This window comes from Vibrio marinisediminis, assembly GCF_014050145.1.
In the GTDB taxonomy this organism is placed as follows: domain Bacteria; phylum Pseudomonadota; class Gammaproteobacteria; order Enterobacterales; family Vibrionaceae; genus Vibrio; species Vibrio marinisediminis.
On record NZ_JACFYF010000004.1, the window covers coordinates 128,809 to 142,289 of the forward strand.

11 protein-coding genes are annotated in these 13,481 nt (G+C 44.6%); 3 read left to right on the forward strand and 8 right to left on the reverse strand.

The window, feature by feature from the left end:
• Positions 1 to 80: 80 nt before the first annotated feature.
• The 6 genes from H2O73_RS08960 to H2O73_RS08985 form a co-directional block, all read right to left on the reverse strand.
• The gene (locus H2O73_RS08960) at positions 81 to 1,043 is read right to left on the reverse strand and encodes an alpha-L-glutamate ligase-like protein (protein WP_182108691.1); all 963 of its coding nucleotides are present in this window, start codon (positions 1,041 to 1,043) and stop codon (positions 81 to 83) included.
• Between the two features lie 18 nt (positions 1,044 to 1,061).
• Positions 1,062 to 2,567: an inactive transglutaminase family protein gene (locus tag H2O73_RS08965; RefSeq protein ID WP_182108509.1), complete on the reverse strand. Its 1,506-nt coding sequence runs from the start codon at positions 2,565 to 2,567 to the stop codon at positions 1,062 to 1,064.
• A 17-nt stretch (positions 2,568 to 2,584) separates the two neighbouring features.
• A complete protein-coding gene (locus H2O73_RS08970; RefSeq protein WP_182108510.1) occupies positions 2,585 to 3,322 on the reverse strand; it encodes an ATP-dependent zinc protease family protein in 738 nt (245 codons plus the stop codon).
• A gap of 294 nt (positions 3,323 to 3,616) precedes the next feature.
• Positions 3,617 to 4,588 carry a tRNA 5-methoxyuridine(34)/uridine 5-oxyacetic acid(34) synthase CmoB gene (cmoB, locus tag H2O73_RS08975; RefSeq protein ID WP_182108511.1) on the reverse strand — a complete coding sequence of 324 codons (972 nt, stop codon included), beginning with the start codon at positions 4,586 to 4,588 and terminating at the stop codon, positions 3,617 to 3,619.
• 81 nt (positions 4,589 to 4,669) lie between these two features.
• On the reverse strand, positions 4,670 to 5,407 hold the full coding sequence (cmoA, locus tag H2O73_RS08980) for a carboxy-S-adenosyl-L-methionine synthase CmoA (protein ID WP_182108512.1): 738 nt from the start codon (positions 5,405 to 5,407) through the stop codon (positions 4,670 to 4,672).
• A gap of 104 nt (positions 5,408 to 5,511) precedes the next feature.
• Positions 5,512 to 6,378, reverse strand: coding sequence for a DUF72 domain-containing protein (locus H2O73_RS08985; protein WP_182108513.1), 867 nt, complete (start codon positions 6,376 to 6,378; stop codon positions 5,512 to 5,514).
• A 366-nt stretch (positions 6,379 to 6,744) separates the two neighbouring features.
• On the opposite strand from H2O73_RS08985, the gene aspS reads away from it, so the two are divergent.
• Entirely contained in the window at positions 6,745 to 8,523 is a 1,779-nt protein-coding gene (aspS, locus tag H2O73_RS08990; protein WP_182108514.1) for an aspartate--tRNA ligase, read from the forward strand.
• Between the two features lie 162 nt (positions 8,524 to 8,685).
• Positions 8,686 to 9,966, forward strand: a complete 1,281-nt coding sequence (locus tag H2O73_RS08995; protein ID WP_220457530.1) for a YARHG domain-containing protein — start codon at positions 8,686 to 8,688, stop codon at positions 9,964 to 9,966.
• Positions 9,967 to 9,970: 4 nt separating this feature from the next.
• Here the strand turns inward: H2O73_RS08995 and H2O73_RS09000 are convergent, their stop codons facing one another.
• Positions 9,971 to 10,663 (reverse strand): pseudouridine synthase, encoded by a 693-nt coding sequence (locus H2O73_RS09000; RefSeq protein ID WP_182108515.1) that lies wholly within the window; start codon positions 10,661 to 10,663, stop codon positions 9,971 to 9,973.
• A gap of 292 nt (positions 10,664 to 10,955) precedes the next feature.
• Here H2O73_RS09000 and H2O73_RS09005 point away from each other — a divergent pair, with 292 nt between their 5' ends.
• On the forward strand, positions 10,956 to 13,181 hold the full coding sequence (locus tag H2O73_RS09005; protein ID WP_182108516.1) for an NADP-dependent isocitrate dehydrogenase: 2,226 nt from the start codon (positions 10,956 to 10,958) through the stop codon (positions 13,179 to 13,181).
• 75 nt (positions 13,182 to 13,256) lie between these two features.
• Here the strand turns inward: H2O73_RS09005 and cspD are convergent, their stop codons facing one another.
• Complete coding sequence (cspD, locus tag H2O73_RS09010; protein WP_182108517.1) at positions 13,257 to 13,478, reverse strand: cold shock domain-containing protein CspD; 222 nt, start codon at positions 13,476 to 13,478, stop codon at positions 13,257 to 13,259.
• Positions 13,479 to 13,481 lie beyond the last annotated feature (3 nt).

The following is a 13,481-nucleotide window of genomic DNA, read 5'->3' on the forward strand; positions in this document are numbered from 1 at the left end:
TAAAAATTCACACTATGTGTCGATATGTTGTAGATACAAAAAAACGCCACTAAAGGCGTTTTTAATCATTGATTTAGGCATTAGAAATGCGTAGCAAATTGCCTTGCAGCATAGGCGACGCGCTCTTCTGGAGAAGGGTAGCGTGCCGGCGTGCCTAAGTTTTCAATATGGCGTAGGCGAGGTAATAAGCCTGCACCGTTAGCAATTTGAATGGCTAAACCTGGGCGTGCGTTGAGCTCGAGCACCATAGGACCTTCTTCTTTATCAAGCACCATATCTGTACCCATATAGCCGAGTCCTGTCATTTCCCATGCACTGGACGCAAGCACCAACAGTTTTTCCCAATGTGGTACTTGTAAGGTCATCAAGTCTTTACCAGTATCAGGGTGATGGCTGATAGGGCGGTCAAATTGCACCGCACGAATAGCTCGACCCGTTGCAACATCAAGCCCCACACCGACAGCGCCTTGGTGCAGGTTTGCTTTACCGTCAGATGCCGCAGTGGAACAACGCATCATTGCCATGACAGGGTAACCCTTGAACACGATAATGCGCACATCAGGCACGCCTTCGTAGCTAAACCCATCAAAACAATCATCGAATTTAATCAGGTTTTCAATGACGGCTACATCGTTTTTGCCACCGAGTGAAAACAACCCTGCCAATGCGTTACTGATGTGACGCTCGACATCATCTTTATTGATGCTTGAGCCTGATGGTTTGGTGTAGACCCCATCTTTATGAGAAGTGACTACAAGAATGCCTTTGCCACCGCTGCCTTGCGCTGGTTTTATTACAAACCCCGGCCACTCTTTTACCATTTGGTGGACTTTAGGCACATCGGCTTGGCTGCGAATCACACCAATCAGTTTCGGCACGGTTGCCCCTGCCGCTTCAGCAATGATTTTGGTTTTAAGCTTGTCATCCACGAGAGGGTATTTAGAGCGGTCATTGTAGCGACCAATGTAACTGTGGTTACGTTGGTTCATGCCCATAATACCCTTGTGCCGTAGTTTAAACGGCGATGTATAACGCTCTTTAATACGCGAGAGGAACATAGTTTAATCCTCAACCAATGGCTTAAAGCGACGAAGCTCAGTTAAGCGATAACCGGTGTAAGTACCCAGCAGTAAAATACAAGCCAGTACAATTAGCTGTAGACCAATAAAGTTGAATGTCAGGTGTTGTACGTATTGGTTGGTCATCGCAAGGTAAACGAGTACCGAGGTCATCAAAGAACCACCGCCTTGCAATACCACTTCTTTAGGGCCTTCTTCTTCCCACAGAATCGACATACGTTCGATAGTCCATGACAAGATAATCATCGGGAAGAAAGTAATCGACAAGCCTTCGGTTAAACCAATCTTAAATGCCACTACAGTAAATACTGAGATGATCATAATTACGGTGATGATCACCGCTGAAATCCGGGCAACGAGCAGTAGATTTAAGCGAGAGAGGTAACTTCGTATTACCAAGCCCGTACCAACAATTAAGAGGAAACCAACAATACCGGTAAGTAACTGAGTTTGTACAAATGCAACCGCAATCAACACTGGCATGAAGGTACCAGAGGTTTTTAGACCGATGATGACACGTAAAAATACCACGATCAGCGCACCGATAGGGATCAACATGATGGTCTTAAACATCGCCTGCTCTTCAAGAGGCAAGCTATGAATTGAAAGGTTAAGAAGAGCGTCGGCTTCCACTTTATCTTTGGTAGCTTGCTGAGGTGAAATTTCCTGAGCTATCATCGAAAAGTGTACTTGGCTGTTTTTACCACCAACAAGGTCGAGTAGAGAAATGTTCGACTCATCCCAAACAAGGATATTCGGAGAGATCGCTTGGTCTGCGGTTTCTGGGTTAAACAGTTGCCAATTCGTACCATCCCAAACTTGGTTCATTTGTTGAATTGTTTGTCGACGTCGTCCATCTTCAAGTTCAATCACACCAGCGATTTTACTAGGGATCTTGCTATAGGCGAGAATCTTATCAACCGCTTGAACTCGTGACATATTGTTTAAGATAAGTGCAGCGTTTTGGCTGTCGTTATCATTCAACTGTTTAATTAACTCGCGAGTAAAGGTGATGTTGTCTGCCGACCGTTTGTTGGCTCGCTCAATCAGCGCGATTGCCGCCGCTTCAGTTGGACCATCAAAAGTAGGCGGGGTGATTTCTTGATCGGGTGCGATAGGTGCAACTTTAGCTTGTGGGTCAACAAGGAATTGCGCTTTGTAGTAGATGGTTTCTGGACCAGACGCTTGGCGAATAGACCATTCAGCGCGGCGACCAGCTTCATTGCTTGCGTAGGCGACACCATAGCCAGGAGAAGAGGAGGTTTCACTGATTTTAGTGAAGCCTGTTTGTGTGTCTGGCACGGCAAGCGATGCTTTCACCGGTTTACCTTCCGCATCGAATTGGATTCTTGCTTCGATATCCCAAACTTGTCGAGTCTCACCTGGTGTCCATGGAACACCGTAACTTTGATGTCTAAAAATGCTTAACGCCGCGCCCACTCCAATGAGCAGAGCGACGAAGATGTATAAAGGGACCTTAGAGTTCATAGCAAGCCTTATTGGTTTTATTGTTCTTCAGACTGAACAAACTTTTTGCTCACATCTACAACGGCGATATCTCTAATAAATTCTCGACCTAAGAGTACAGGATGGCTCATTTGAGAACGGTCCGCCAAGGTAAACTGCGCTTTTTCATGGATTTTTCCAACCTTAACCCACAGTTCAACCACTGCGCGGCGTTCAACCTCAGAGTTAGTCGATTGGCGAATTTTAACAAACTTCAACACTGGCGCTTCAATCCAGTTATTGTCATCCATTGGTGTCTTGTCATCAGACAAATGGAAGCGAACCCACTTTTTTCCATTGCGTTCAAAGTGCTCAATATCGACAGCATTAAGAGATGAAGTGGCGGCACCGGTATCGACGCGCGCATCAAAAGTTTGCTTGATTGAATCAATGGTCACGCGTTCGATTTCGCCCAGAACTAATCCGTGAGTGGGTGGCGTAGAAACGGGTTGAATCGCGGGGGCGATGCTCTCGTGTTGATGAGCAGTGATTTTTGCTAGCGTTGCCGTTTGTAGATCAAGCGTCTTATCTTGTCTATGAGTGACTTGCTTTTCCAAGCGCTGAATATACTCAGACTGTTGTTCTACTTGACTTGCAAGAGACGTAATTTGCGAGTTCAGATTAGTTTCAACCGCTTGGATTGCCGCTAAAGTTTGCTGGTGGTTTTGATTGCCATTGGTAAGGGTGCAGCCAGATAACAGAGTAAGCGCTACCACAGGTGTTAATCGGATGAACATTAAAAGGCCTACGTTTATTTTTTTGTTTCACCACCAATCAGAGTATTCGACCAAACAATGATTGATAATGGTATGAGTTAATTAACGTTTTTAATTTTAGACTAAGGTAGGCAAAACCTCATAGCAGATCTTTAAAAAGTTGCTGTGACTGTAGAATAAACAACCTAAGTCTATAAAAAATAAGGATGCGTTATGCATCCTTATCTATTGCTACTTAGGTTACTCACATGAAATTTAACTGGGTTAAATCCATGTCAATAATTGATGATTTGTGGTGACTTTTTATCAAGATATCTATGGTTTAGTCGCAACCAATACAGCACGGCGAGGGGCTGGGTAACCTTCAATGGTTTTGCTTGAGTCATTTGGATCAAGATAGTCAGGCAGTGAATTGTGTGTCATCCAGTTGGTGGTACGTTGTTCATCTGTTGATGTCACGTTCTCATCAACAATTTTCACATCCACAAAACCGACTTGTTCTAGCCAAGCTTTAAGAGCTCTTGCTGATGGGAAGAAGTACACATTGCGCATTTGCGCGTAGCGATCAAATGGTACTAATACCGAGGTTTCATCACCTTCAATGACGAGTGTCTCAAGGATCAATTCACCACCAGAGACTAACTGATCTTTCAATTGAATCAGGTGGTCAAGCGGTGAACGACGGTGGTAAAGCACACCCATGCTGAACACGGTATCGAATGCTTTCAGTTTTGGTAATTGCTCAATCCCCAGTGGCAGTAGATGTGCACGTTGGTCGTCGCCCATCATTTTGCGGATTGCTTCAAACTGGATCAAAAATAGATGTGAAGGATCAATGCCGACACAAAGGCGAGCACCTTCACCAAGCATGCGCCACATGTGGTAGCCATTGCCACAGCCGACATCAAGTACGCTGCGGTTTTTCAGTGGTGTGATGTGCGGAAGAACTCGATCCCACTTCCAATCACTGCGCCACTCGGTATCAATGTGGATACCATGTACATGGTAAGGACCTTTGCGCCATGGATGGAATGTGCGTAATAGGCTTTCAAGTTTTTTCAGCTCACCAGTTGCCATTGGTTCATGATTGGTGATCGTTACAGACTCTTTGATATCGATATGTTCAGGCTGACCCGCTGGGATTTTGTTTAATGCTCGTAACCAGCGACCAAAGTCACCATGTTCAGCGTTTTGCCAATCAGTCAGTTGCTGTGGCAGTACGTTTAGCCACGGCTGTAGACGAGTGTCTTGGGCGATTAATTGGTAAAAGTTGGCGAAATTAAACATGGATTGAAAACCTAAATTCTAGTTTTGATACCCCAGCAGCAATATGTAGCTGGGGGAAATTACTGTGCAAAAATGTTGTTACTATTTGATTGCAAACATTGAGCCGAAGTTGAAACACTGGAACCAGACGTCAAAACTGGTGAAACCAATTTGAGCGAAACGTTCTTTGTGAGATTTTTTCGAATCAGGACGCATAACGTTTTCAATCGCGCTGCGTTTTTGGCTGATTTCAAGTTCGCTATAACCGTTAGCGCGTTTGAAATCATGGTGTAAATCGATAAGCAGTTCATTTGAAACGGCATCTTCGAAAACGTATTTCTCAGATAGAATCAAAATACCGCCAGGACGTAAACCCGCGTAGATTTTCTCCAGCAGCAGGTAGCGGTCTTGCGGCGAAAGGAATTGCAAAGTGAAATTCAATACGACAACAGATGCATCGACTATTTCGATATCACGGATATCCGCTTCTACTACATCCACAGGTGTATCACTACGGTAAGCATTAACGTGCAGCTTGCAACGCTCAACCATCGCTGATGAATTATCAACGGCAATAATTTTACAGCCTTCTTGTTGAATATGACGACGCATAGAAAGCGTAGCTGCTCCTAATGAACAGCCTAAATCGTAGATGTTGCTATGCGGTTTTACGAAGCGCTCAGCTAACATGCCAATGGCAGAGATGATATTGCTGTAGCCCGGCACAGAGCGCTGAATCATATCAGGGAAGACCTCCGCGACACGTTCATCAAACGTGAAGTCACCGATTTTGTCGATCGGTGCCGAAAAAATGGTATCTGGATTGCTGTTAGGGTTCATACAGTTATCTCTTGCTATTGCTTGCCGCATTTCTGGTAGCTTGGAAAAGGGCGCGTATTTTATGAAAAATTCGCGCTTATGTCATGCATTGCGTCAAGCCAACATCAAAACATACTTATTTGCGGTTGCCCATCGTTTGCCGGAAAGGCGGCAAGAGTTGGCAAAGTCACCTGTTGACTGAGCTGTTGGTAGAGTTTGAGTGCCAGTTCTGGTGCGAATATGTTATCGGGCGTATGGACCATCAAATATGGCTGCTTTCCTTGGGCAATCCACGTGGGCAACTTATTGAGCCAAGGCTGGAAGAAACGAAGATTTTCCTCTAAATCAGGATGACCAATAAAGCGGATCATCGGGTGTTCAGCAGTTGTAATTGCATGGACAGGCACACGGGGCTTTTTCTGTTGCGCATCAACAATCACATCATTGATAGGTGGAGCGGCAAAAACAGGGCGGCTATCCATGATGATTCGATCAATACCAGCTTCCATCAACCAATGGTTAAATCGTTTCTCATCGTCATTCTTGGCAAAGAAACCCAAATGCCTAACTTCAACACCAAGTGGAAAGTTGGGTGGAAATAGTGCGCAGAATTTCTGCAAGGTCGATAAATCGGCAGGAGTAAAACTGGCAGGCAACTGAATTGTCCATTGACCAATACGCTCGTGCAGCGGCGCCATCACCTGCATAAAGTCCTTTAGTTGCGCTTGGCTGTGTTTGAGCATCTGCTGGTGGGTAATCGCTTTAGGTAGCTTAAAGGTGAATTTAAAACCGTCATGGCTCGCGGCATACCAATTACGCACGGTATCAATACTCGGCGTGGCGTAAAACGTTGTATTGCCTTCTACGGTATGAAAGACCTGAGTGTACTTTTCTAACCTTTCAGCGGGCTTAGTACCACTACCATAAAAGCTTTGTTGCCATTGATTATGTGACCACATAGTGAGCCCAAGGCGTATTGGTAATAACGTCATAATCTCGCTTACAAATTTTCCATTGCTGATACTTTACGAGACTTTTGCCTAAATCACCAATAAGCAGGTAATAATCACTGGTGAGTCAATTTATCTAGAGCTGGACATTTCAAGCCCAGAGTCTGGTCGCTGATGCTCGCATCTTGAGGTTACTTGGGTATATAATCAGCGCCAATTTTTGCTATTGGTGCCGTTTTGCCCTCTTGCTGGTTTAAAAAGCATCAATAGACAGTAAATCGCAATAAATTGTATGTTGAATGGTCGATTTTATGTGGCTTTCAGCGTATAAATGGAACTTTGCTCTGCTGGCATGATTAAGACTCAGCAGACGGTATTAACACTATTAGAGAGATTGGGAAATTCATTATGCGTACCCATTACTGTGGTCACCTGAACAAGTCCCTTGCAGGACAAACTGTAGAACTATGCGGCTGGGTTAACCGTCGTCGTGATTTAGGCGGTCTGATTTTTATCGATATGCGAGATCGTGAAGGCGTTGTTCAGGTAGTTGTAGATCCAGATATGGCTGATGCTTACAAAGTAGCGGAGCAACTGCGTAATGAATTCTGCATCAAGTTAACGGGTGAAGTACGCGTTCGTCCAGAAAGCCAAGTAAACCCTGGTATGGCAACGGGTGAAGTTGAGCTTTTGGCAACAGCGCTAGAGATCATTAACCGCTCTGAAGCATTGCCACTGGATTTCAACCAAAAGAACTCTGAAGAACAACGCCTAAAATACCGTTATCTAGATCTACGTCGTCCAGAAATGAGCGACCGCATTAAATTACGTGCAAAAGCATCAAGCTTTGTTCGTCGTTTCCTAGATGACAATGGCTTCCTAGACATCGAAACGCCAGTACTAACTAAAGCAACGCCTGAAGGCGCTCGTGACTACCTAGTACCAAGCCGCGTACATAAAGGCAGCTTCTACGCGCTACCTCAATCACCACAGCTATTTAAACAGCTGCTAATGATGTCTGGTTTTGACCGCTACTACCAAATCGTCAAATGTTTCCGTGACGAAGACCTACGTGCTGACCGTCAACCTGAATTCACTCAGATCGATATCGAAACGTCATTTATGACGGCAGATCAAGTACGTGAAAAAACGGAAGAGATGATTCGTCAAATGTGGCAAGAGCTACTGAACGTTGATCTAGGCGAATTCCCTGTAATGTCATTTGAAGAAGCGGCACGTCGTTTTGGTTCTGATAAGCCAGACCTACGTAACCCTCTTGAATTAGTTGACGTTGCAGACATCCTAAAAGATGTTGATTTCAAAGTATTCTCTGGTCCTGCTAACGATGAAAAAGGTCGTGTAGCGGTGATTCGTGTTCCTGGTGGCGCTGCGCTATCTCGTAAGCAAATCGACGAATACACTAACTTCGTCGGTATTTACGGTGCGAAAGGTCTAGCATGGATGAAAGTAAATGACCGTGCAGCAGGCTTTGACGGTGTACAGTCTCCAGTTGCTAAATTCCTAAACGAAGAAGTAGTGGCGCAACTACTTGATCGTACTCAAGCTGAAACTGGCGATATCATCCTATTTGGTGCAGACAGCAAACGTGTTGTTACTGAAGCGATGGGCGCACTACGTCTTAAGCTAGGTACTGACCTTGAGCTAACTGACAAGTCTGCTTGGAAACCGCTATGGGTAGTTGACTTCCCAATGTTTGAAGAAGACGACGAAGGCAACCTACACGCAATGCACCACCCATTTACGTCGCCTCTAGGTATGACAGCTGAAGAGCTAAAAGCGAACCCTGCATCAGCAAACTCTAATGCATACGATATGGTTATCAACGGCTACGAAGTGGGCGGTGGTTCAGTTCGTATTCATAATGCAGAAATGCAAGCGGCAGTATTTGATATTTTAGGTATCAATGCAGACGAGCAAAAACTGAAGTTTGGCTTCCTATTAGACGCACTGAAATTTGGTACGCCACCACACGCGGGTCTTGCATTTGGTCTGGACCGTCTAGTGATGTTGCTATGTGGTACTGATAATATCCGTGATGTTATCGCATTCCCTAAAACAACAGCAGCAGCGTGTCTTCTAACTGACGCACCAAGCATTGCCAACCCCGCAGCGCTTGAAGAGCTTGCAATTGCCGTTACAGTAGCAAAAGAAAAAGCGGCTGAGTAATCGCAAACGCTAATAAAAAAAACCGCTGATCATTCAGCGGTTTTTTTATGTCTGTGATATATGTCAGGCTGGAAATTGATCTAAATTAGTTTACTAACTGATAGTACTGAGAATACACCTAGCGTGCGCTACATTTTAATTGCGATAGGTGGGGGGTGAGTGATGAGAAATGGACTGATTTTGTTATTGTTATTGGTTGCTGTTACAGCACGTGGCGAATATTGTACTCAGGAAAACGTCGATAGAATAATGAATTACTCGGCTGAACTTGATGCTGAATATCAGAAATCTGCTGATCAATATAATGCTATTATTAATGCTGATGTATATAAAAGTGCCTTAATTAGAACATTTTCAGAACAAACTTTATCGCTACGGTTTGTAACCCACCGCCCTCAAATTCAACATCATTATGCCGAGGTCCAAACGCTGATTCGTCAGGCTAACTCGGTAGAAAATAGCGTGAAAAAAGTGTTCAAGACCGCTGAGAAAACTCGCGGATACTGGAGTAAGCTTGCTCGTTATTGCGATAACGAAGATTCTAACCAGAATTATATAACCTTCAGCAGAAACTCAGAGATTATGGCGTCAGTGGTTAAGGAGATATCTTCTTTTCAAATTGACATCAGAAAGTTAAAGGGCGATTTGCAACGTGAATCAAGCTTTATTCGTAGAGTCGCACTGGGCAATATCTCATGGCATTCGTTGCCAATGCTCTCTTCGCAATTGAGCGATGGTTGGGCATTATCGGGTAGATTCAGTTATCAAGTAGATAACTCATTGTGTGAAAGCTTCGACTTGTTGGCGGTCGCTTTAATGAGCGGGGATTTGCAATACACCCACGAGCTCCCGCCTAGCCGACTTGATGCCCTTAGTGTTGCATTGAGTGAGCATACTGAGTCTGGAAGTTGGCGAAGTCCATTCTCTAGTGAGCCTAATGACGTTCCGCAACACCTATCACAGTTATCGATTATGTGGATTCCAATGCAATTATTTGTGATTCCAGTTGAAAACTGTGCCAGCGAGTTAGCGACGTTAATGAGTAATGACTGGTTAACTTTCGTGATGGCAATGGAGGGAGGCGGTGAAGTTTATTCACATGGAAAGCTATCTTTACCTCAACATCGCTCGAATCAAGAGAGCACTATCCAAAGTACAACCGTAGCGGAAACGAGTGCTACTTTGAGTCATCGCTCCGAGAGTGAATACCTAATGGCGTTATCCTCGTTGCGATTGCTGACGCAGGAAGAGCTACAAGGGTACAACTCTCAAGAGCTGAGGTTGATGCGCAATGAGATATTTGCCCGTCATGGTTACCGCTTTAAGTCTCAAGATCTTACTCGTTTTTTCAGTGAAAAGTCGTGGTATAAACCGACCACGACTGAGGTGACACTTTCGTCCATAGAGGCGGAAAACGTCAAACTGATCAAGTCATTGGAGTAAAGCGCTACAGCGAAATCTCTTTCCATTGTCCTGGTTGCAAATCACCTAGTGCAATATCCCCCACTGAATAACGTATTAATCGCAGGGTAGGGAACCCTATGTGCGCAGTCATTCGGCGAACTTGGCGATTACGACCTTCAATAATAGTGATCGCTAACCAAGTGGTGGGAATGTTAGCGCGAAAACGTACCGGTGGAATGCGCTCCCACACCGTCGGAGTGGCTATTATTTCTACTTTTGCTGGTAGCGTCATGCCATCTTTCAGTTCCACACCTTTGCGTAGCTTATCTAAGTCAGCTTCGGTCGGCGCTCCGTCAACTTGAACCCAATATGTTTTCGGTGATTTGGATTGCGGCTGAGTCAGTTTGGCTTGCAAAATACCGTCATTAGTCAGTACCAGTAAGCCTTCACTATCACGATCAAGGCGCCCTGCTGCGTATACATCTTTAATGGTAATGAAATCTGCAAGGGTCTTTCTGCCGTCACCATCAGTAAACTGGCTTAAGGTGTCAAACGGCTTATTGAAAACAATGACTTTACGCTGTTCTGGCGGAACGCGAGGTTTCGCTACCGACGTTTTTTTACGATTCGATGAGGAGTGAGGCTTTGATTTTCCAGCCTTATCTGCTTGTTTGAAACGTTTTGTCGTGCGTTGAGTGGAATTTTTTGAAGACGGACGACTTGAACGTGTCTGCATGTTAACTACCCTGCAATTTTGTAAATAAAATGTACTATTTGATTTAAAGGATATGCTGTTTAAGCTATTATTTGCGCGCCAAATTCTGGATTGGCGCACAAGATAATAGACTATTATCTTGGTTTTGTTTAATTATAACTATTAGCTCTCATGGATTCTGCCTTTTATAGGCTGAGAGGAAAAAGAGACAGACAAATCGCGACAAGTGAGGGGATGAAGCATTAGCTTGTAAGCGACCACAAACCCATAGCCATTCATCCGACAGGCTTTGGTTGAACAATAGGGAAATTTCATGCCTACAGAAAAACCGACAATTATCTATACCATTACTGATGAAGCACCAGCACTAGCGACCTACTCACTATTGCCAATTATTCAATCATTCACTGCTTCTTCAGGTATTGACGTTGATACTCGTGACATCTCTCTTGCTGGGCGAATTATTGCTAACTTCCCAGAGCATCTGACTGAAGAACAGCGTATTGGTGATGCACTTGCTGAATTAGGCGAGCTGGCAAAAACACCACAAGCAAACATCATTAAACTGCCAAACATATCTGCATCTGTCCCGCAGCTCCATGCTGCAATTAAAGAACTTCAAGCGAAAGGTTACAACCTACCTAATTACCCTGAAGAGCCTCGCACATACGAAGAAGAAGCAATTAAAGCCACTTACGACAAGATCAAAGGCAGTGCAGTAAACCCAGTATTGCGTGAAGGCAACTCAGACCGTCGCGCTCCACTTTCTGTGAAAAACTACGCAAAGAAAAACCCACACTCAATGGGTGCGTGGTCTAAAGACTCGCTGTCTCATATCTCTAGCATGGAAGAGAAAGACTTCTTTGGTAGTGAGAAGTCGATAACCGTTAACGGCGCAACCAAAGTTAAAATTGAATTTGTCGCTGCAGACGGTTCAGTAAAAGAGCTTAAGGCACCATTTGCTATTCAAGATAAAGAGATCATTGATAGTTCAGTGATGAATAAAAAAGCATTGGTTGCTTTCTTTGAAGAACAAATTGAAGAAGCTAAAACGCAAGATGTTTTACTCTCTCTTCACATGAAAGCGACGATGATGAAAGTTTCTGACCCGGTGATCTTTGGTCATGCGGTGAAGGTGTATTACAAAGACGTATTTGCTAAATATGGCAAACTATTTGATGAGCTAGGTGTGGATGTCAACAACGGTGTTGGTGATGTCTATACGAAGATCGCGGATCTTCCACAAGCTCAAAAAGAAGAGATTGAGGCTGCACTTGAAGCGGTATATGAAACTCAACCGCCACTAGCGATGGTTGATTCAGACCGTGGCATTACTAACTTGCATGTACCTAGTGACATTATTGTTGATGCTTCAATGCCAGCCATGCTGCGTGCATCGGGTCAAATGTGGGGTCCAGATGGTAAGCAAAAAGATACTAAAGCGTTGATCCCTGATCGTTGTTACGCGAGCATTTACCAAGCTGTCATCGATTTCTGTAAAGAGAATGGCGCCTTTAACCCTACGACGATGGGCAGCGTGCCTAACGTTGGTCTGATGGCGCAAAAAGCGGAAGAGTACGGTTCACACGATAAGACATTTATTGTTGATGCTGCCGGCTCTGTACGTGTTGTTGACGCATCAGGTGCAGTGCTGCTTGAGCAGGTGGTAGAAGAAGGCGATATCTTCCGTATGTGTCAGGTGAAAGATGCTCCGATTCAAGATTGGGTTAAGCTTGCCGTTACTCGTGCTCGAGCAACAGGCGTACCAGCCGTATTTTGGTTAGATGAAGCGCGCGCCCACGATGCAGAGCTAATCAAAAAAGTAAATGCCTACTTACCGGATTACGATACATCGGGTCTAGAGATTAAGATTCTTGATCCATTGGCGGCATGTCAGTTCTCTCTTGAGCGCATTAAGCAAGGTTTGGATACGATCTCTGTAACAGGTAACGTACTGCGTGACTACCTAACGGATCTGTTCCCAATCTTAGAGCTAGGCACTTCGGCTAAAATGCTATCGATTGTTCCGTTAATGAATGGTGGTGGCTTGTTTGAAACGGGTGCTGGTGGTTCTGCTCCAAAACACGTTCAACAAGTAGAGAAAGAAAACCACTTGCGTTGGGATTCACTCGGTGAGTTCTTAGCATTGGCGGCTTCACTAGAGCACTTAAGCACAGTGACGGGTAACGTTAAAGCGCAAGTGTTGGCTGATGCATTAGATAAGGCAACAGGTGAGTTCCTTGATAACAACAAGTCGCCATCACGTAAAGTAGGTGAGTTGGATAACCGCGGCAGTCATTACTACCTAGCGACATATTGGGCACAAGCTCTTGCTGCTCAAACTGCAGATGCAGAATTAGCTGCGCAGTTTGCTCCAATTGCTAAGGCGTTGGCTGAAAGTGAAGAGAAGATAGTAACAGAACTGAATGATGCTCAAGGTGTGGTTGGTGATTTAGGTGGCTACTATGCCCCTGAGTTTGCTAAAGCGTCACCGTTGATGCGTCCAAGCGCTACGCTTAACGCGATTATCGGTGCTTAAGCAACGTAAACCATAGTCGCTCAAACTAAAAAACCGCCTAAATGGCGGTTTTTTTATTCTACATCGGCAGCATTTTTATTTGGCTGGTTGTAGTTCCAGCGGGGTAACGACACTCGCGTGATACCCTTTCGGGCCTTCTTCCACTTCGAAAAATACTTGTTGGCCAGCTTTCAGAGTACGATAACCTTCCATTTGGATCGTAGAGTAATGCGCAAATACATCACTATCATCTCCCTCTGGACAGATAAAACCAAATCCTTTGGCGTTGTTAAACCATTTTACTGTACCTGTAGCCATGCT

What these genes read in the sequence shown, in the direction of transcription:
- H2O73_RS08965 (WP_182108509.1), bottom strand. Translation starts at nt 2,567, where the DNA reads ATGAACTCTAAGGTCCCTTTATACATCTTCGTCGCTCTGCTCATTGGA.
- H2O73_RS08970 (WP_182108510.1), bottom strand. Translation starts at nt 3,322, where the DNA reads ATGTTCATCCGATTAACACCTGTGGTAGCGCTTACTCTGTTATCTGGC.
- cmoB (WP_182108511.1), bottom strand. Translation starts at nt 4,588, where the DNA reads ATGTTTAATTTCGCCAACTTTTACCAATTAATCGCCCAAGACACTCGT.
- cmoA (WP_182108512.1), bottom strand. Translation starts at nt 5,407, where the DNA reads ATGAACCCTAACAGCAATCCAGATACCATTTTTTCGGCACCGATCGAC.
- H2O73_RS08985 (WP_182108513.1), bottom strand. Translation starts at nt 6,378, where the DNA reads ATGACGTTATTACCAATACGCCTTGGGCTCACTATGTGGTCACATAAT.
- aspS (WP_182108514.1), top strand. Translation starts at nt 6,745, where the DNA reads ATGCGTACCCATTACTGTGGTCACCTGAACAAGTCCCTTGCAGGACAA.
- H2O73_RS08995 (WP_220457530.1), top strand. Translation starts at nt 8,686, where the DNA reads ATGAGAAATGGACTGATTTTGTTATTGTTATTGGTTGCTGTTACAGCA.
- H2O73_RS09000 (WP_182108515.1), bottom strand. Translation starts at nt 10,663, where the DNA reads ATGCAGACACGTTCAAGTCGTCCGTCTTCAAAAAATTCCACTCAACGC.
- H2O73_RS09005 (WP_182108516.1), top strand. Translation starts at nt 10,956, where the DNA reads ATGCCTACAGAAAAACCGACAATTATCTATACCATTACTGATGAAGCA.
- cspD (WP_182108517.1), bottom strand. Translation starts at nt 13,478, where the DNA reads ATGGCTACAGGTACAGTAAAATGGTTTAACAACGCCAAAGGATTTGGT.